This window comes from Pontibacillus yanchengensis, from assembly GCF_009856295.1.
Lineage (GTDB): Bacteria > Bacillota > Bacilli > Bacillales > BH030062 > Pontibacillus > Pontibacillus yanchengensis_A.
Genome location: NZ_WMEU01000014.1, coordinates 35,692 through 55,448 on the forward strand (window position 1 = coordinate 35,692; position 19,757 = coordinate 55,448).

At 38.7% G+C, this 19,757-nt stretch carries 22 protein-coding genes; 1 reads left to right on the forward strand and 21 read right to left on the reverse strand.

The window, feature by feature from the left end; genetic code table 11:
* Positions 1–207: 207 nt before the first annotated feature.
* The 10 genes from purR to metG form a co-directional block, all read right to left on the reverse strand.
* Positions 208–1,023 (reverse strand): pur operon repressor, encoded by an 816-nt coding sequence (gene purR, locus GLW08_RS20875; protein ID WP_160850547.1) that lies wholly within the window; start codon positions 1,021–1,023, stop codon positions 208–210.
* A gap of 54 nt (positions 1,024–1,077) precedes the next feature.
* Positions 1,078–1,947, reverse strand: coding sequence for a 4-(cytidine 5'-diphospho)-2-C-methyl-D-erythritol kinase (gene ispE, locus GLW08_RS20880; RefSeq protein ID WP_160850548.1), 870 nt, complete (start codon positions 1,945–1,947; stop codon positions 1,078–1,080).
* Positions 1,948–2,197: 250 nt separating this feature from the next.
* Positions 2,198–2,380, reverse strand: coding sequence for a small, acid-soluble spore protein, alpha/beta type (locus GLW08_RS20885; RefSeq protein WP_160850549.1), 183 nt, complete (start codon positions 2,378–2,380; stop codon positions 2,198–2,200).
* Between the two features lie 132 nt (positions 2,381–2,512).
* A complete protein-coding gene (gene veg, locus GLW08_RS20890) occupies positions 2,513–2,770 on the reverse strand; it encodes a biofilm formation stimulator Veg (protein WP_160850550.1) in 258 nt (85 codons plus the stop codon).
* A gap of 319 nt (positions 2,771–3,089) precedes the next feature.
* Positions 3,090–3,974: a sporulation peptidase YabG gene (gene yabG / locus GLW08_RS20895; RefSeq protein WP_160850551.1), complete on the reverse strand. Its 885-nt coding sequence runs from the start codon at positions 3,972–3,974 to the stop codon at positions 3,090–3,092.
* A gap of 67 nt (positions 3,975–4,041) precedes the next feature.
* On the reverse strand, positions 4,042–4,920 hold the full coding sequence (gene rsmA / locus GLW08_RS20900; protein ID WP_272917136.1) for a 16S rRNA (adenine(1518)-N(6)/adenine(1519)-N(6))-dimethyltransferase RsmA: 879 nt from the start codon (positions 4,918–4,920) through the stop codon (positions 4,042–4,044).
* On the reverse strand, positions 4,917–5,474 hold the full coding sequence (rnmV, locus tag GLW08_RS20905; RefSeq protein WP_160850552.1) for a ribonuclease M5: 558 nt from the start codon (positions 5,472–5,474) through the stop codon (positions 4,917–4,919). The genes rsmA and rnmV overlap by 4 nt, the downstream gene beginning before the upstream one ends.
* A 497-nt stretch (positions 5,475–5,971) precedes the next feature.
* On the reverse strand, positions 5,972–7,129 hold the full coding sequence (locus GLW08_RS20910; RefSeq protein WP_160850553.1) for a G5 and 3D domain-containing protein: 1,158 nt from the start codon (positions 7,127–7,129) through the stop codon (positions 5,972–5,974).
* A 209-nt stretch (positions 7,130–7,338) separates the two neighbouring features.
* Positions 7,339–8,109 carry a TatD family hydrolase gene (locus GLW08_RS20915; protein ID WP_160850554.1) on the reverse strand — a complete coding sequence of 257 codons (771 nt, stop codon included), beginning with the start codon at positions 8,107–8,109 and terminating at the stop codon, positions 7,339–7,341.
* Positions 8,110–8,681: 572 nt separating this feature from the next.
* Entirely contained in the window at positions 8,682–10,634 is a 1,953-nt protein-coding gene (metG, locus tag GLW08_RS20920; RefSeq protein WP_160850555.1) for a methionine--tRNA ligase, read from the reverse strand.
* Between the two features lie 496 nt (positions 10,635–11,130).
* Here metG and GLW08_RS20925 point away from each other — a divergent pair, with 496 nt between their 5' ends.
* Complete coding sequence (locus GLW08_RS20925) at positions 11,131–11,418, forward strand: AbrB/MazE/SpoVT family DNA-binding domain-containing protein (RefSeq protein WP_160850556.1); 288 nt, start codon at positions 11,131–11,133, stop codon at positions 11,416–11,418.
* A gap of 66 nt (positions 11,419–11,484) precedes the next feature.
* On the opposite strand, the gene rsmI is transcribed toward GLW08_RS20925, so the two are convergent.
* The 11 genes from rsmI to GLW08_RS20980 all read right to left on the reverse strand — a co-directional run bounded on the left by rsmI (position 11,485) and on the right by GLW08_RS20980 (position 19,328).
* Positions 11,485–12,357: a 16S rRNA (cytidine(1402)-2'-O)-methyltransferase gene (gene rsmI, locus GLW08_RS20930; protein ID WP_160850557.1), complete on the reverse strand. Its 873-nt coding sequence runs from the start codon at positions 12,355–12,357 to the stop codon at positions 11,485–11,487.
* Positions 12,354–12,623 carry a GIY-YIG nuclease family protein gene (locus tag GLW08_RS20935; protein WP_160850558.1) on the reverse strand — a complete coding sequence of 90 codons (270 nt, stop codon included), beginning with the start codon at positions 12,621–12,623 and terminating at the stop codon, positions 12,354–12,356. The genes rsmI and GLW08_RS20935 overlap by 4 nt, the downstream gene beginning before the upstream one ends.
* Complete coding sequence (locus GLW08_RS20940; RefSeq protein ID WP_160850569.1) at positions 12,616–13,302, reverse strand: tRNA1(Val) (adenine(37)-N6)-methyltransferase; 687 nt, start codon at positions 13,300–13,302, stop codon at positions 12,616–12,618. Before GLW08_RS20940 ends, GLW08_RS20935 begins: the two co-directional genes overlap by 8 nt.
* 187 nt (positions 13,303–13,489) lie before the next feature.
* Positions 13,490–13,837, reverse strand: coding sequence for a DNA replication initiation control protein YabA (gene yabA / locus GLW08_RS20945; RefSeq protein ID WP_036822658.1), 348 nt, complete (start codon positions 13,835–13,837; stop codon positions 13,490–13,492).
* Positions 13,838–13,853: 16 nt separating this feature from the next.
* A complete protein-coding gene (locus GLW08_RS20950; RefSeq protein WP_160850559.1) occupies positions 13,854–14,681 on the reverse strand; it encodes a PSP1 domain-containing protein in 828 nt (275 codons plus the stop codon).
* A 7-nt stretch (positions 14,682–14,688) separates the two neighbouring features.
* On the reverse strand, positions 14,689–15,675 hold the full coding sequence (holB, locus tag GLW08_RS20955; RefSeq protein ID WP_160850560.1) for a DNA polymerase III subunit delta': 987 nt from the start codon (positions 15,673–15,675) through the stop codon (positions 14,689–14,691).
* Between the two features lie 16 nt (positions 15,676–15,691).
* On the reverse strand, positions 15,692–16,132 hold the full coding sequence (locus tag GLW08_RS20960) for a YaaR family protein (protein ID WP_160850561.1): 441 nt from the start codon (positions 16,130–16,132) through the stop codon (positions 15,692–15,694).
* Positions 16,133–16,159: 27 nt separating this feature from the next.
* The gene (locus GLW08_RS20965; protein WP_160850562.1) at positions 16,160–16,489 is read right to left on the reverse strand and encodes a cyclic-di-AMP receptor; all 330 of its coding nucleotides are present in this window, start codon (positions 16,487–16,489) and stop codon (positions 16,160–16,162) included.
* Between the two features lie 243 nt (positions 16,490–16,732).
* Positions 16,733–17,362 (reverse strand): dTMP kinase, encoded by a 630-nt coding sequence (gene tmk / locus GLW08_RS20970; protein ID WP_160850563.1) that lies wholly within the window; start codon positions 17,360–17,362, stop codon positions 16,733–16,735.
* A 21-nt stretch (positions 17,363–17,383) separates the two neighbouring features.
* The gene (locus GLW08_RS20975; protein WP_160850564.1) at positions 17,384–18,826 is read right to left on the reverse strand and encodes an aminotransferase class I/II-fold pyridoxal phosphate-dependent enzyme; all 1,443 of its coding nucleotides are present in this window, start codon (positions 18,824–18,826) and stop codon (positions 17,384–17,386) included.
* A 310-nt stretch (positions 18,827–19,136) separates the two neighbouring features.
* On the reverse strand, positions 19,137–19,328 hold the full coding sequence (locus GLW08_RS20980; RefSeq protein WP_160850565.1) for a sigma factor G inhibitor Gin: 192 nt from the start codon (positions 19,326–19,328) through the stop codon (positions 19,137–19,139).
* Positions 19,329–19,757 lie beyond the last annotated feature (429 nt).

Below are 19,757 nucleotides of genomic sequence, written 5' to 3' on the forward strand. Positions count from 1 at the left end.
TTTTCGAAAAAAAATTATCCTTTTCTAAAATTCTGTAATTATGCGTTTATTTGGTAGTAATATAAGAAAAAAGTTATAAGGGCGTAGTAACCTTATACTCATTTCAGACCATTTTATATAAAGTAAGTAATGGATAGGAGCTTTCCTTTATACTTTTATTACTATAAAAAAAGAAGACGCTTTTTACGTCCTCTTTATACCAACGATCTACTCGGAAAACATGTTTCCTCGATGAACCTCGATTTTTTTATTTTTAATATCAACATTGTTAATTTGCAGCAATGACACATATTCTTCAACAACGCGATCCTCTTCTTCATCTTCAGCTTCTGCAAGAACGCCTATCCCTGCTACATTTGCTTCAAATTCATCCAAAAGACTTCTCATTCCGTTAATGGTGCCACCAGCTTTCATGAAGTCATCAATGATACAGACGTTAGCTCCTTGCTTTAAGCTTCTTTTTGGCAATACCATTGTCTGAATTTTACGAGAGGAGCCTGATACATAATTTATACTTACCGTAGAGCCTTCTGTCACTTTTGGATCTCTGCGTACAATAACAACAGGAACATTTAAAAAGAATGCCACTGCATACGCTAGCGGAATACCTTTTGTCGCCACAGTCATAATGACATCAATAGAATGATTGGCAAAGTGTGTGGCAAACAACCTACCTATGTTCCGAACCGTTTGGGGATCACCTAGTAGATCACTCATAAATAGGTACCCACCTGGCAAAAGACGTTCCGGGTCTTCTAATTGATTTGCAAGCTCATCTGCAAAAGCTTCACTTCTCTCCGCTGAGTTAGAAGGGATATATTTCACACCTCCAGCTGCACCGGGTACGGTTTGTAATCGACCTATTCCTTCTTTTTGAAACATATCATTGATTATGCCTAAATCTTCACTGATAGATGATTTGGCTGATTGATAAGATTCCGTAAAGAAAGGAAGAGAAACCAATTGCTGGGGATGTTCTATTAAATAATTTGTAATTGCAATTAAACGTTCACTTCGTTTCATCGTCACACCTCAAAACCGAATATTATGAACTAAATATATCAGAAACATACGGATTTAATCAAGTAACGAACGAGTGCCAAGCATTCTCACAATATATACTTCATCACAAAAACCTCTTAGTCCATTGTAAATGCGTTGAGCCCTTGTTTCTTGTTGGGTGAGGCCAAAAACAGTTGGTCCGCTACCACTCATTAAAACAGCATCAGCCCCAAAATCCTTCATGTGTGACTTAATTTGTTCCACTTCTGAGTGTAGTTGAATGGTGATAGGTTCTAATACGTTACCCATTTCCTCACACATACCTTCATAACTTTCATCATGTAAAGCTTGAATCATTCGTTGGACATCTGGATGCTCAACTTTATCAAGGTTAAGGTTTTGATAGACCGTTTGAGTAGATACACCTATGGTTGGTTTTGCTAATATAACCCAACAAGATGGAGGGGCAGGCAGTTCTTTTATCTTCTCCCCTCTACCAGTTGCTAATGCTGTACCACCGTACACACAAAAAGATACGTCTGATCCAATTTCTGCTCCGATGACAGCAAGTTCTTCCAAGGATAATTCCAAATCCCAAAGCTTATTTAAACCTCGCAAGACGGCCGCAGCATCACTACTCCCACCTGCAAGTCCAGCTGCAACTGGAATTTGCTTCTCAATATAAATCTCTACTCCCTCACGGATATGATATGTATTCTTTATGAGACGAGCAGCTTGATAGGCTAAATTACGATGGTCATTTGGAACAAACCGATTTTCTGAGACGATTCGAATTTCATCTGATTTCAACGGACTAATTTCAATACGGTCTGCTAAATCAACTGTCGTCATAATCATCTCAACTTCATGAAAACCATCAGAACGCTTATACAATGTATCCAATACCAAATTAATCTTGGCTGGAGCCTTCTCTAAAATACGCAATACATCACCCACTTTATCATCGAATTGTATGAACCGATTGTATCATATATTTGTTAAAAGCGCAGACGACTGGTTAGCTTCGTACGCATAAGCAAGATTTTCGTATGAGGCGATTAGCCTCTGAAGAAAAGATTACTTATGACGCTAGAAGCTAGAAGTCGGAGCTGGACAAGGAAAAGCGCAGACGACTGGTCAGGAACTTCCGCTGCTTCCGGATTCGGCTGTCCTGATACAACTAAGGACAGACCCCTTAGAGGGATCTGTCCTTTGACATTTGCTCTTGTGCTTTCTGGATAGCCAGCTTGGTCATATTACCGGCGTCTTTTGCGGTAATGCCTCCCCAGCCCTCCTGTGATACTGTGTCGTATATACCTAATTCTTTTGCGATCTCCTCTTTGAAACGATCTGACATGACACCTTTACGTTTACTCAAGGGAAAACAGCTCCTTTCAATATAGGAATGAACGACACATATAGTTTATGTAAAATGTTATAACTCATTATAGGAGGTGAATGGAAACAGTATGTGAGGTCTATTAAATGCAAAAAAGCAGTAAACGGTGGTTTACTGCTCCAAAATCATGCTTATTTCACCAAAGCTTAATTCAACTGTCTCAGTTAGAACATCTGCATAGCTGTAGGAAACTCTTTCAAACGCATTTTGTTCTTGGTCCAGCTCTACAATAAATACCGCCGGATATGTTTCAGCAAGAACCCCACTACGTTCGATGGTTTTTCGTCTACCACCATTAGCTTTCAATGTTAACCGATTCCCAATTTGACCATCGAGAGACTGTTTAATTTCCGCTAACGTTTTTGCCACTACACTCCACCTCACTAATCTAACTATAACACAAGCCCATAAATAAAGTCAAATAAAACTTTATATTATAGCAGTATGTTAATTTTAATGTCAATGAATTCAACGATAAATCTTAAACTATTGTATATTGTTCCAAATATCGACAAGAATATGTAAGGTAAATAGAGCTGAAACAACATTCCTTTTTCTTCCTATCCATCCTATAGTGTATGTCTAGGTTGCACTAAATATGTTATTAAGCATATTTAGTTACTACAAAGTTGTAGATATACAACATAGCAAAGAGAGAACCCCGCCAGATTACTCTGGCGGGGTTCGTTTATTCCAACTCATATTCTGAATCCATATCTTCATCTTTTTGATAAGGCATACCTGTACGCATCAGGCCTCTTGTCTCTACACCACCTAAACCTTTTTCACCTGTCATTGTATTTCGGAGCACATCCCATACATTTGCTTTCTCCATGAATGGCGTGTAGCTTATTTTAGCAACAATATAAACTGGATCCAAAGCGTGTATATTCACTCTAGTAGGTGAACTAGCAAAGTTACTTCCTGCTCTAATTAGTGATTCAAAGTGAGACTGACATGCTCCCGCAAAAATAATCATTTGATCTAAGTGAGGAACTTTTCGTCTTGCTTCTCTTACCGTTTCTGCAAAATAACGAGAATGGCGATAGGCGCGCAGATCCTGTTTCTCGCCCTTATTTTTGGAATAAGAATCGTGGCCTGTGATCACAACAATGTCAGGATTGATTTTATCAATCAAATCTCCAACTTGGTGTGGCATATCTTTTTCATTTAAGTGAATACCATGCACCTGAAGCCCTAACTGCTGATATAAGTCAATGCATTTCTTTAAGTACAAGCGATCACCATCTAAATGAAGCACACGAGATGGTAGTTGAAAATAGGCCCCTTCATGCTGATATCCTGATGAAGCATCATAATCTCGCTTTTGTCGCATAAGTTGATAATCCTGCCTGAACAAACGGTACGAATACTCTTCCTCTTCCTTAGCTTGTTGCTTACGACGTTTCAACTCTTCCGACTTCACTTTAACCAAATCAAGAGGAGGTGCATCCGCTTCAAGACGGATGTCTTCTCCATATAGTATCACCCGGTTCTCTTGCACCTCTTGAACTCGGAATAAAACGTCATGCTGGTATGAGGAACGTGTAACTAAATCGCCTTTAACAAACATTTAAAAATCTCCTCCCCACACATAAACCACTTCTAATTTAGCCTATGTGCGAGTAAGGAGAATGTGCCTAGAGCATGGAGTAAAATACATTAGCAAGCCGTGCGAAATCTTCCATATTTAAAGATTCACCACGACGCTTCTCGTCTATTTCAGCCTTTTGTAAACCTTCTCGGATGGTATCTTTATCAAACCGATCTTTGAAATGCCTTGATAAATTATTCATAATCGTTTTACGCCTCTGTCCAAAGCATGCTCTAACAATATCAAAATAAAATGGCTCATTGTCCACTTTGACAGGTGGTTCTTTTCGCATAGACAAGCGTAGGACCGCTGAACCAACATTAGGTTGAGGCATAAATACTGTTTTAGGTACATCCATCACTACTTCTGCTTCTGTATAGTACTGTACCGCAATGGATAAAGAACCGTAGCTCTTATTGTTTGGAGATGCAGCCATCCGGTCTGCAACCTCTTTTTGTATCATAACCGTGATGCTATCAATAGGCAGGTTCTCCATTAACAAATTCATTAAAATAGGAGTGGTAATGTAGTATGGAAGATTGGCTACTACATGAATAGGTTGCCCCTTTGCAAAGGACTCCTTAATGACTTCATGTACGTCTGCTTTTAAAATATCTTGATGAATAATGCATATGTTTGGAAAAGGTTCAAGTGTATCTTGAAGAATAGGAAGCAAGCGCTGGTCAATCTCAAATGCCAAGACTTTATCCGCTTTTTTAGCTAGCTGTTCTGTTAATGCACCAATACCAGGACCAATTTCAATAGCCCCGGTTCCCTCTGTCACTCCTGCATGATCAACAATATTTTCTAGTATGTTTACATCTATTAGAAAGTTTTGTCCAAGACTCTTCTTAAAAGCAAACCCATACTTCTCTAATATATCTTTGGTTCGCTTGGGTGTCGCAATAGCTTTCATTTCACTCATTCTTCTTCCTCCTGCCCAATATCCTCCATAGCCTTAATGAATTCTTCTCTCGTAATTTGAAACATGATCAACCGTTTATATAATTGTTTCCCATTTGTATAACCAATCTTCAGCTTTTCGCCAAGTTGCTCTCTTCTTCGCTTAGCATCAGAACCTCCGACCAGTCCAAAAATAATTAAATCCTCTTGTGTAATATCACTTTCATATGTTTCTGACATACTATATACATTGGCAAGAGCTTCTTGAATCGCTTCAGGAGTAGCGTGTTCCACCCCTACTCCTTTATTCAGCTTAGCCAGTGCCTCTCTTTTTGGTAAAAAAGCATGCTTACAGCCCGGAACTGCTTGAGAAACAATATGACGAATTCGCTCACCAGGATAATCGGGATCTGTAAATATAATAACGCCCCTTTTTTCCTGAGCGTGTTTGATTTGAATCAATGTTGATTCATTTACTGCTGAGCCATTGGTTTCAATTGTATCGGCATTGACTGCTCTTTTTACATTAAATGTATCATCTTTTCCTTCTACAACGATTACTTCTTTTATAACCAAATGCCATCCTCCATTACATATATCTTCTATTAGTTATAACACGTTCCTTGTAGAAAAGAAAACATTCTTATATAGGTGTACCCACAGTATTCACGTAGTGTAACAGTTGTTTAAAATACAGAACAGTTCAGTAGGTAGCAAGGTAGGATACACGCAGGTCATTTCAATGTTGCCGCTAGAGGCAGCAATCGAACTTCTCCTGATTCCGTAGGAGATAGGAAACACGAAAATATGAGTGATTCGATGTCAACTTATCACACTTAGGAGGAAAGCATACTGGTCGCTGTGCGCTGGAACTGAACGTCGCCTATATACTTCTAAAGTTATACCCAAGTCAACATTTTTATAGTATGCTAGACAATAAAGAAAACTTGCCGAGTGGCAAGCCTTTGGCGCAGACAGAGGGCTAGTTGCGCTTTTACTTTCATCCTTTAAAAGGTTTAAACTTTCTGAAAGTGAAAAAAATAAGCAGGGGAAAAGTTCCCCTGCTTACTTGCCTAATCTAATACTTTCACTTGTACTCGTTTGCGTCCAAAGCTATATGCCTGACTCTTAGATGATAAAAATACATCAATGCGGTTGCCTTTAATAGCAGAACCTGTATCACCAGCAACTGCATAACCATATCCTTCAACCCATACTCTAGATCCTAGTGGAATTACGTTTGGATCCACCGCAACAACCTTTTGATTAGGATTTGCACGCAGGTTGATTCCAGTCGTCGTTACACCACTACATCCAGTGCAATAAGCTGTATAGGCAGTAGCCTCCATATAAAGGGTTTTTTGAGCAGAAGCATTGTTACTACGGGAGACTGTTTGTTGAATTTCTTTGGTGCCTACAGCAACAATTTTATCCTTGCTGTCCGATGCTTTTTCCTCTTTCACCAATTCACGATTTACTTCTTCACCATTTTCTAGAGTAACCTCATAATGTTTTACAACTTTACCTTTTTCGCCGTTTTGAACTACTTTTTCTTCCCCTTTAGGAATAGAGTTATCATTTCGTTTTACAACACCATAATCAACCGATTCTTCTATCACGTCTGTCACTTTTTCTACTCGAGTAATCTTTATTTGGGATTTCTCTTTGGAAAGTGAAGCTGTCTTGTCTTGTTTAAGCTTATCCAACTTATCTAACTTGATGTCTTCTTCTTGTAGAAATTGATCTACAGTTTCAGCAGTTGTCCAGACTTTCTTTTCTTTGCCACCGTCGTTCAGTGTTACCTCGAAGGCCTTTCGAACTTCAATATTCATGCCTTCTTCAATTGGATCCTTTTTTGAATAAGAAACTTGATCTCGGGAATCAATATTGACATTTTTGGCCTTGATAAATTGTTCTACTGTATCTTGTACTGTATAATATAAGTGCTCTTTGTCATCAATCGTTACCGTAACGGATTTAGCAGATTGATAGTTTATTTTCATTCCTGATTCGATTTGTTCTTCAGTGGAGTGCGATAATTTGTCTTGTGGTTTCACATCAATATCGAGGCTACTAAACAATTCCCCAACTGTACTGGCATGCGTGCGCACTGTCTTTGTCTCTTTATCAGTGTTCACTTTTACCTCAGCTTTTGTTGCTTCATAGGTAAAACTACCAAGTAAGGCAAAAAACACAACAGAACTTACGACTAACAATATGATTTTTTTCATGCTTCTGCCTCCTTTATCCACGCAGTGTATTATAATGACTGCATGACTTACCTGTCAAATCAAAAAGGCCAAAAATGGAAAAAGGACCCAGTGGCATAGCCTGGCTCCTTTCACTATAAACGTTTCAAGTTAGAATGGAAACTCAAAAATACCGACATAACCTCTTACATTTTGGCACAATCTTCCTACGATTCTAAAATAACACCTGCTTATTTATCAAGTCTAAAGAGTTTAAAGGAGTTCTTTGTCGTTTGTTGTCCAACTTCTTCGAGCGAAAGTCCTTTGATTTCCGCTACTTTTTCTGCAACTAGTTTTACATAAGCTGGCTCATTTCGTGTTCCGCGATTTGGATGAGGGGCTAAGAATGGACAATCTGTCTCCACTAATAAATGCTCCATACCAATGGCTTCTGCGACTTCTTTAGGCTTTTTAGCATTTTTAAATGTTACAGGTCCACCTAATGAAATATAGAAATTCATATCAATGCATTCCTTGGCAATCTCAACAGAACCACTATAACAATGCATGATCCCTCCAACCTCACCTGCATTCTCTTCTTTCAACAAATCAACGATATCTTGCGTCGCCTCCCGGTTGTGAATAATAATGGGCATATTAACTTTCTTAGCTAACGCTATTTGTTTCCGGAAGATTTCTTTTTGGACATCTGCTGGGGACTTGTCCCAGTGATAATCAAGTCCCATCTCTCCTAATGCTACCACCTTTGGATGAGACGATAATTCTTCAAGCCAATCTAAATCAGCTTGCTCCATATCGATTGCATCTACTGGATGCCATCCTACAGCAGCATAAATATCATCATGGGACTCGGCTATTTCAATAGCTAGAGGAATCGTTTCCCGATCGAACCCGACTACGACCATATATTGAACGCCAGCTTCCCGCGCTCGATTTATAACTTCTTCACGATCTTCATGGAATTGTTCTGCATTTAAGTGTACGTGTGTGTCAAAAAGCATATCCTTGTCTCCTTTTCCTATCCTTTTGGTTCATTGTAACACCATCGGGTAACGAGCTAAAATTGTTTGCCCTTCCCTTCATAAACCTTCTTGTTCACACTTTCGTATAGCAAAACCTAGTATTGATACATTTTTTGTACATATCCCATATCTAACCCTCCAGAATAACAACACTACATGTGCTTCTATACTATATACGAAATACCGATCTCTGATTCTACAAGGTAGTGCGAGAAATTGGTGTACAAGCTGATGTATCGCATATTTATCTTCACATGTTTTAGGGTTTTTGTTACATTACAGTAATATTCACCCATAGGGAGGGTTATATACGATTCGAAGGTTAACGGAACAAGATCATGTAGAAACAATAGAATTATTAAACAATAAACCTGCTGAAAACCTTTTTTCTTGGAGATATTGAATCATTTGGTTATGAACAAGATTTTCAAGCTCGAGCTAGGTGTGACCTCTTAAACTTATTAGGCCACTATACACAAGCGAACATTTTAATAAATTCCTGACAATAAACGAAAAAGGAACCCCAGCATCTTGCTGAGGTTCCTTTTCGTTTATTTAACCTTCGAACCATTTGGTAAGGATTGATCAATGGAAGCAAGCGCTAAATTGCCTTCTTCATCTTCACCAGCTAAAACCATCCCTTGAGAAAGCTCTCCACGAAGCTTCACAGGCTTAAGGTTGGTTACACATACAACCTTCTTGCCCACTAGATCTTCAGGAGTATAATATTTGGCGATGCCTGAAACAACCTGACGTTTTTCAGATCCTAAATCAAGTTGTAAACGAAGTAGTTTGTCTGCTTTCGGATGTTTGTCCGCTTCCACCACTTCTGCAACACGTAAATCCACCTTCATGAAATCATCGATAGCAATTTCATCAGATTGTTCTTCCTCTTCTTCTGTTTCTTCTTGTTGCGGAGATGCACCTTTCATCATATCTTTGATGATTTGCGTCTCTTCTTCTGTCTCAAGGCGAGGGAAGATTGGTTGACCCTTTTGAACCTTTGTACCTTGAGGAATCATACCTAGTTGATCCATTGTATCCCAGGCAAGATAGTGTTCATCCAAACCAAGCTGTTCAACCATCACTTGTGGTGTACGTGTCATAAATGGCTGAAGCATTACAGCAATATGACGTAGAGACTCAGCAAGGTGAGCCATCACATTACCAAGGCGTTCTTTTTGGGACTCATCTTTTGCTAGTACCCATGGAGTTGTTTCATCAATATATTTATTGGTACGGCTCACGAAAGACCATAGTGTTGTTAAAGCTACGGAGAATTCCATATTTTCCATCGCTTCTTCTACTTTTGCTCTCGTATCTTTCGCAAACGTCTCTAATTCTGTATCTACAGCTTCCTCCCCTTCACGGAAGGCAGGAATTTCACCATCAAAGTATTTACTTATCATGGCTACTGTACGGTTTAACAGGTTACCAAGGTCATTGGCCAAGTCATAGTTCGTACGCTCCACAAAGCCTTCAGGCGTAAATACACCATCAGATCCAAATGGAACTTCACGTAGAAGATAATAACGAAGAGAGTCTAATCCGTAGCGGTTGATTAAATCAACAGGGTCGACAACATTCCCTTTGGATTTAGACATTTTTCCATCTTTCATTAAAATCCAACCATGTGCAAATACTTTTTTCGGTAATGGTAAATCCAGAGCCATAAGCATGATTGGCCAATAGATGGTATGGAAGCGAACGATTTCTTTACTCATTAAATGGACATCCGCTGGCCAATATTTTTGATAACGTTCATCATTATCTGTGCCATAACCAAGCGCAGTAATATAGTTGCTTAAAGCATCAATCCATACATAGATAACATGCTTCGGGTCCCCTGGTACTTTAACGCCCCAATCAAAGGTCGTTCGAGATACAGCTAAATCTTCAAGCCCAGGTTTTAAGAAGTTGTTAATCATTTCATTTTTACGACTCTCTGGTTGAATGAAATGAGGATTGTCTTCATAAAATTTTAATAAGTCATCGACGTAATTACTCATCTTAAAGAAATAGGATTCTTCTTTGACTTTTTCAACTGGATTTCCGCAATCAGGACAGTGGCCCTCATCCAATTGACGCTCTGTAAAGAACGACTCACAAGACGTACAATACCACCCTTCATATTCATCAAGATAGATATCGCCCTTCTCTACAAGATGTGCGAAAATCTTTTCAACAACTTGCGTGTGTCGATCTTCTGTCGTTCGGATGAAGTCATCAATTGAGATGTCCATTTTCTCCCAAAGACTCTTAATACCCGTGACGATTTCATCCACATATTGTTGTGGTGATTCACCTTTCTCATCAGCTTTACGCTGAATTTTCTGACCATGTTCATCAGTACCAGTCAGATACATGACGTCATAGCCTCTTAATCGTTTATATCGAGCCATTGCGTCGCCCGCAACTGTTGTGTAGGCATGACCAATATGCAAATTCCCACTTGGATAGTAAATAGGGGTGGTGATGTAAAAGGTCTTCTTTTCTTCCGCCATGAATGTCCCTCCTCATTAATATGTACTTAGCCTATAAGAAAACTCCCGCCCCATCGGACGAGAGGACCATTAAAGGTTACCAACCGTGTAACTTGGATGGTACAGTCTATTTTACCGATTTATCAGCATTATTTCCATCTCTAACAAAAAACTATACAAAAACCTTTTTCTTTGTGTCAAGAAATAGAAAATGATGTAAAGTTTTTTGTCGAACCACCCTATCAAAAAGTCGAATTTTGTCGAAATCTATTAATGTTTTCGACATTTGGCCACTTCCTTTTATTAGAAAATATTAGGTTGTGTTATACTAATTATAGGGGAAATATAGAGAATATTGGGATGTCATCCCCTAGTTTTTTGTTAATTTATTGTTGTTTTTGGGAAATAAAAGAATTGACATCCGTTGGAATGGCTGGTACGATATGTGGTATAGTTGTCGAATCATGACGAAAAAGAATTACATTTTTAAAATTTTGAGTGAGGGGAGCTACAAATTATGAAATCTACTGGTATTGTACGTAAGGTTGATGAACTAGGACGCGTGGTGATTCCAATTGAACTACGCCGCACACTAGGTATTAACGAAAAGGATGCTCTTGAAATCTATGTGGATGACGATCGCATCGTTCTTAAAAAGTATAAGCCTAACATGACTTGCCATGTTACAGGTGAAGTTTCAGAGCAAAATATGAGTCTAGCAAATGGTAAATTAGTTCTTAGTCCTGAAGGGGCAAAAGAATTAATTAATGAGATTCAAAGTAACCTAGACAAGCAAGAAAAATAAAAAGAGATAAAAAAGAGACGACGGAACCCCGCTGGAAACAGCGGGGTTTTATAATGGAATATAAAATTACGTGTGATAGGCTTGATAAACTTCCCGTTTCGGCAGTTTTCGTTCCTGAGCGACTTTCTTTATTGCTTCCTTTGACGTGTATTGTTTTTGTACATACTCTTCCACATGTTCAACTAACGACAGATGAGACCACCATAATTCATTTGTTTCAATTTCTTCCTCAAGATTTCCTTCAACAATGATACAAAATTCACCACGGATTTCATTTTCCTCCACCCAAGCCAATAATTCAGAAGTTGTGCCACGTATAAATTCTTCATATTTTTTCGTGAGTTCTCTGGCCAATACCATATGGCGCTCTCCAAATAATTCATACATATGTTTAACCACTTCTTTTAAACGATGGGGAGATTCGTAAAATAAGATAGTAGATGTTGTTTTCTGTAATTTTTCTAGTTCCTCTTTACGCTCCTTTTTCTTACGAGGTAAAAACCCATAGAAGAAAAAACGACTCGTATCTAATCCTGAGCCCACCAAGGCACATAATGCTGCATTCGCACCTGGTAGTACGATTACCTTAATACCGTTTGAAATAGCTGCTTGAACCATTTCATAACCCGGATCAGATACGCCTGGCATACCCGCATCACTAACGATGGCAAAGGTTTTCCCCTCCTGTATCTCTTCAATGAAATAGTCTTCCCGATTATATTTATTATGTTCATGATAACTAATTAGGGGCGTGTGAATATCAAAATGGGATAGTAACTTTTTTGTTTGTCTCGTATCCTCTGCTGCAATTTGATCTACTTCCTCTAACGTTCTAAGCGCTCTATAGGTTATATCTTCTAAATTACCAATTGGTGTAGGAACAATGTAGAGGACACCTTGTTCGTTCGAATCAATTTGATAGCTTTTTTGAATGTTCATATGGATTCCATCCTCTCTTTATAAGAAGCAATCAACTCTTCTTTACCAGATCGAGAAAGTCGTTTAATACGATACTCTGCTTGCATTGCTTCTTCTTTTGTTGAAAACACCTCATAATACTTTAATGTAAAAGGACCTCTACCTCGCGTGTATTTTGCCCCTTTTCCCTCTTCATGCATACGCAACCGACGCTCAAAATTATTGGTGTAACCCGTATAAAGTGATTGATCCTTGCATTGCAGCATATACACGACATGCTCAACCATATAAAATCTCCCTTAACTGAGGGGTGTACTCATTTGCATCATTATATACAAATAGAGGGGGGAGCATCTTTACATCGGGTTTTCCATCTCGTGCACCCTCTATCAATAACATATTTGCTTCCTTGCCTTCACGTGGATACACAAATTGAATTCGTTTCGGTTCCAGCCTATACTTACGAAATAATTCTATAATTTCAATGAAACGACCTGGTCGATGAACCATAGAAACCTTTCCACCTGGACGTACAAGCTTACTACAGGACCAAACGACATCTTCTAATGTACAATGGATCTCATGTCGAGCAATGGCAAGGTGCTCATTTAAGTTGTGTTCCTGCTCCTTAGGGGTAGGGAAATAAGGAGGATTACACGTAACAACATCGTATTTCCCATGTCCTAATTGATTCGGCATGTCTTTTAAATCACCTCTGAGAATCGTTACTTGGTCCGCTACTTGATTAAGCTCTACATTTCGTACTGCCATATCGTACAAGCGATCCTGCAGTTCTACACCTGTAATGGCAGACTCTGATCGACGTGTTAAAAATAACGGAATAACACCATTGCCAGTACATAGGTCCAATATATTCCCTCTTTTTAAAGGGACATAGGCAAACTTAGCCAATAATACAGCATCCAATGAAAAGGCAAACACACTGGGACTTTGTATTATTCTCATATCTTCTTCTGCTAATAAATAATCAATTCGTTCATCACCCTGCAGTTCCAACGTTCTTCCTCACTCCTTATTAGACTTGCGCTCATTATGTAAAAGGAAAGGATGAATTACTTATTAAAGCAAAATCCAGTCTTTCTAACGCTATAAATAGAGCCTTTCCTCATACGAGGAAAGGCTACGTCATTTATCATTTCTTTTTATTTAGAAACGAGAGGCAAAACAAGCAGTCTTCATCCCTGGGACTCCCAAAATGGAGGTTACAAATATGAAAACCTTCCTCGTATAAACGAGCTAGGTTATCATACCCTTCCCCAACTAACGCTCCCTTAGTTTCCGATTTCTCGGATGAATCATTTTGCATTTGATCGTGCTCTTTCTCCAATCGCTGTCTTAGGTGGTGATTTTCAACAGACAAATGCTGGTTTTCTTCTAAAAGTTCCACCAATTGCTTCTTTAAATCGCCTAATTGTTGATAGAGCTGTCCAATTTGTTCTTCCATGTGAGTAACTTGTTCGAATATTTCTTTCTTGTTCACGCTTAAATCCACCCCATCATTCTGTGGCTTGCGTTTGTACTGCACCTTCTTCGATGAGTTCATCTAACGTGTATTCTAGCATACGTTCTTTGTCTGGAATTTCAATTTGAACGATTCGTTCTAGGATGTTTAAGCCAACTACTCGCCCTGCTCCATGTGGTGTCTTAATGTCTTCCCCGATATCAGGAAGTTCTTTCTTTGCTGTCTCGTAATCATCATTTTCATATTTCAAGCAGCACATTAAACGTCCACATAGCCCAGATATCTTAGCCGGATTTAAGGAGAGATTCTGATCCTTTGCCATTTTAATGGACACAGGTTCAAAGTCACCTAAAAAGGTAGAGCAGCAAAGCATACGACCACAAGGGCCGATTCCACCTAGCATTTTTGCCTCATCACGTACACCTATTTGACGTAACTCAATTCGAGTCTTGAACACAGATGCTAAATCTTTGACTAAATGACGAAAATCCACTCGACCATCAGCTGTGAAATAGAAAATCACTTTATTTCGATCGAAAGTGTATTCGACATCAACCAGATTCATATCTAATTTATGTTCATTAATTTTCTGGGAACAAACATCGTATGCCTCTTTTGCATTATCCTTGTTCTCCGAGACAACTAATTTATCTTTATCATCCGCTATACGGATAACCTTCTTCAAAGGTAGAACTATGTCTTCCTCATCTACTTGCTTATTAGCTATAACCACTTTTCCAAATTCAATTCCCCGAACCGTTTCTACGATTACGTAATCCTGGTCCGAAATTTGGTAAGCATCTGGGTCAAAATAATAAATCTTTCCTGCCTGCTTAAAGCGTACACCAACTACTTCAACCAATCAAACATCACCTCTGTATTTGAAGCGTGAGTTGTTCCATCACTAGAGTGGGATGAACATTAGCAAATAGCTTTCGTTTTGCCTCTAGAATATAGGTTAAAGCATTTGTTGCTTTCTGCTTCGACCAATGATAGGAGCTAGTCTGAATCCGCTCCCTTTCTTTAATATAAACAATAGAATCTTCATTTCCAATATGTTCGTACACAATATCTTTAAACCAAAGCATTAGTAAATCAAGGCCTTGATCAAGCATATCACGATCTTTGAAATGACTCATCCATTGATTGTTGATAAAAAGCAAGGCTTCACTTGGTTTGTCTTGAAGCACTTCCATTAATTGTACCACTAACTTTCTCGCCTTCGCAAACCACTCATCATTACTCATATCGATTGCGTCTTGTAAATTATTGGTTAATGCACTCATTAATCTAGCGGTGGATTCCGGAAGACCTTCATCCATTAACTTTTTTGTGATATTTTCAGGATTCAGTGGTTGGAAGGCGAGAATTTGGCAACGAGATCTAATTGTATCAAGTAACGATTGGCCATTTTCTGTTAACAGCATGGCAATGGTCTGTCTACTCGGTTCTTCTAGAAATTTTAACAAACGATTGGATGCATTAGCTGTCATTTTATCGGCATCTTCTACGATATATACTTTCTGATTTGATTCTAATCCTGTGTAGGTAAACTCTTTTTGCAAATGAAGAATTTGTTCTTTTTTGATTGATTGCCCTTCAGGCTGTATTACGTGTACATCAGGATGGTTACCTGACTCGATTCGATTACAATCTTTGCAGTTATGGCACGGTTCAATTCCATCTCGATAAGAACAGAAAAAACTTTTTGCAAAGAGAAGGCTCATCTCCAACTTACCAGTGCCTCTTGATCCTTGAAACAAGTAAGCATGGGAAACTCGATCTTTTTTTATACTGTTGGTAAGCATCTTGGACACAGTTGGTTGTAAAGATTGCATATCCGTCCACGTTTTCATCTGTTTCACGACCTTATTATGCGTAGAGGTTTACAAGGAGACCTTTAATTTCTCCAATTATTCCTAATACATCTATAGATTTCTTCTCTTGTTGCATGACTGCGTCTGTAAGTTCTACCAGTTTCTCATCAACAGATTCCACAATTGTTAGCTTGCGGTTTTGTCCTTCCATATTCCAACTATGGGACTGTTTTAAGTCCATACCATATTGAACAGCTTCTTCTACAAAAGATTTCACGAGTCGTTTATAACGAGCTAAGTCTTTAAACGAACGATACCGGGCAACTTTCTCCCCTTGTTTCGTGATATCTTCCATTAATCGTTGAAGCTCTCCTTTGCGTAACTTATTTGACTGGGTTTGGACCATCGAATCGAAGCCTTTACCTTTATTTTGGTTTGGCTTAGCATTATTCTGGTTGGAATCTAACTGAGAACGTAATTCCTGACCGATTTTCATCTAGTCATCTTCCTTTCATCATTCTTCTTAAAATTGAAAGAATGAGTCAACTGGCATAACAAATACCGTAGCCCCGCCAACTTCCACTTTTACAGGCTTCGGGATATAGGAATCAGCATTCCCTCCCATAGGAGAAATAGGTGCTACCATTTGGTCACGTTGACTACAATTATCACGAATAACGTTTAACACATCATCAACAAGATGATCCTCAACACCAATCATCAACGTAGTGTTTCCTTCTTTTAAAAAGCCACCTGAAGTTGAAAGTTTTGTTGTTTTATAATTATTTTCAGCTAACGCATCCGTTAATCGATTACTATCTTTATCCTGAATAACCGCTAATACCAGCTTCACTGGTTCTTCCTCCTTTATGAAAACCACGACTCATCATTACTTAATGGTGAATGTTGTTTATCTTTTCTGCTACTACACCATTAATAAGAGTCATTTTTATTTATGAAAGCGTGAAAATCAGAACCTTTTAACCTTATTATAACAAGAAACGAGAAAAGAAAAACACGACAATTTCTTATGAAAATGAAATCCCAAATCTCTATCTGTTTCTAAATGGAAGGGTTCTGACATTAATATGTTACCTTAAGTGTGTACATAAGGTAACACAATATTATATACATCCTCTAGTACCTTATCAAAAGATTGGTTCGCATTCACTACCTTTATTCTTTCGCTAAACCGATTAATTAACTTTTGATAAGCCTCATAAACGGTGTGATGGAACGTCAGATCTTCTAAATCTAGTCGATTTTGTTCTCGGAGTTTATTCTCAGCAATACGATTGATTCCTTCTTCAGGTGATAGGTCAAAAAATAGCGTGATATCTGGCATGCAATTTTCAACTGCAAACTCATTTATCTTATACACTTCTTCCACTCCTAACCCCCTGGCGTAGCCTTGATAAGCTAAACTACTATCAATAAATCGATCACAAAGTACAACTTGTCCCCCTCGAAGAGCAGGGACCACTTTTTCTACTAAATGCTGCCTTCTTGCTGCCGCATACAACAGCGCCTCTGTTCTCCCATCCATTGCTGTATGACTAGGATTTAATATAATTTGACGAATTTTTTCAGAAATCTCTATACCACCTGGCTCTCTAGTTGCCATGGTATCATATCCCTCTTGGTATAATCGCTTCTGGAGGGCTTGTAAAATGGATGATTTCCCAGCTCCTTCGCCACCTTCAAATGTAATAAAACAACCGCTCACAATCATTCTCCTTTGTTCAGTTCATGGGTTCTTATATATATGGATTCCTTTTTCTATAGAGGTCTCATTTGTTTGCACGTGTCTCTTTTGATTTAATAGCTTCTGCAATACCTTCATATGCTCAGATAAGATCCGTTCTCCCTTCATAATCAAAGGAATTCCAGGAGGATATGGAATGATGGAATGCGCTGCAATTTTGCCCTCAGCATCTTGCCATGCAACAAATTGCTTATCCATTCCTTTCAATTCATGAAATGAGTAAGGTGCTTGTACAACTGAGGATTCATAGAATGTCTTATCCTCTATTGTAGCACGGTATACATATTCAGAGGTAACTGCATTTTGAGCTGCTTGTTGAAATCGATATAAAATTGATTCCACACTTTCCTGTAAAGATAATCCAAATACAAATAATAGTTGATTCTCCGTTACGAGTTCCGAATAGATTCCCTGTTTCTCTAGTTGTGATGCGATCTCCGTTGCAGAATATGGAGGTTCAATATGTAGAGTGAGCTTAAACGGGTCATCCACCTGGTCTTCCATGGGGAGAACCCTCCACATTGGGTAATCAGCTAAACCTTCTCTTATCTTTTGAATCTCGCTCACTGACTTCCTGATGACATTTGTAGCTATATTGCCCAGGTAATAACGGGCCAAATCCAATGATGCCATTATAGGGTAAGACGGACTACTTGATTGGAGCATGTGTAGGTAGTGCGAAAGATCATCTTGGTGCACACGTGATGAGCTGATGTGCAAATAAGCCCCCATCGTCATAGCAGGTGCCATTTTATGAGCAGATTGCACGACTACATCTGCACCCATTTGTACAGCTGATAGGGGCATAGGGTTTCCTAATGAAAAGTGCACCCCATGCGCTTCATCTACCATAACAGGAATTCCTTTATCATGAGCTCTATTAATAATTGTCTGCAATTTATATGTACGACCAAAATAATCTGGATAGGTAAGAACCACTCCTGATGCATTAGGGTGATCTTCAATTGCTTGTAGCATTCCATCCACACAAACATTTCCCATTCGTTCATGCTTTTTATCAAATGTAGGTGAAACAAATATTGGCTTATCTCCAGCAAGCTCAAGTCCGTGCATCACTGATTTATGACAGTTACGCTGAACAATCACTGGACGACCTTGTTTATGAGAAGCTAATATCATGGCTAAGTTCCCTACTGTGCTGCCACCAATTAGAAAATAAGTTTTTCTTACACCAAACCATTCTGCGGCCAAAGCTTGAGCATCTAAAATACACCCTTCTGGCTCATGCAGATCATCTAAGCCTTTTATTTCTGTATAATCTATAGATAAAATTGATTTAAATAAATCATAACCTCTATCTGGAAAAACAACTCCATTTTTATGCCCCGGTACGTGAAACGATAGCGGCTCTTGGAGATAATGAGATCTCATTGCCTCAAATAGAGGCGTTTTTGTTTGATCCATGCTCTCCCCCCCTTTTTGTTTAGTATCTCTTTTCGTTTACATCTATGAACTATTGTAACAAGAATTTAACGTTTCCGCCGTCTATATCACATAAGATCGTAGCTTAACCGCCTCTATAACTTATTAAGCTATACACTAGCCAACATTTTATAATTTCCTGAAGAACAAAAGCTCAGGGTGCCCCTTTAGCGAAGTATATGCTGCGACCCACATAACGTGGGTTGGTTCGATGTTGCTACGTGATGTAGCGATTTCATATAGTACGCTAGACAATAAAAAAACCGAACAAAGTCGCTCGGTTTTCATTTCGTTAAGAGTATAAAGTTGTTTGATTCATAACTCGCATTTTTTCTAAGAAATATTGGTATTTCTGCGCCGATGGATCCGTATGAATCATTTCTTGCTCACATTCTGTACATATGAACATTGTGTATAAATGAATACCTCGTTCTTTCTCTTTCTCACAAACACCACAACGTTCCCACTTGTTTTCTTCACTCATCGCTCTCCACCTCCGTAAGACTAGCATCTCCTAATCTAACGAATTTTATACATAATCTTTGAAAATATGTTTCTTTTAATTATATGAAGGTAGGAATAGTTCGTGTTTGTACGTTAAACATTTACATACAAGTTAGTTCATAGCGCCTGTTCATCTATTGACTCTTCCACATGACCTACACACCTCTTTGCTTCCACTAGACCTATTCCGGTCCACAATATCAGACCACTTTCTCCAACACATATATAGTGTACATGAGAGGACTTGTTCAATTATAAGAAAAGTGCAAGCGCTTGTTTAGTAACGTATATACTGTGGTCTACAGGACGTAGGACAGTTCGATGTTGCTGCGTGACGCAGCGGTTCTATGTTGACTTATCGTAAGGAGGAGCAGGAAGTTGCTAGCGCTTGAACTAGAAATGTAAGCGC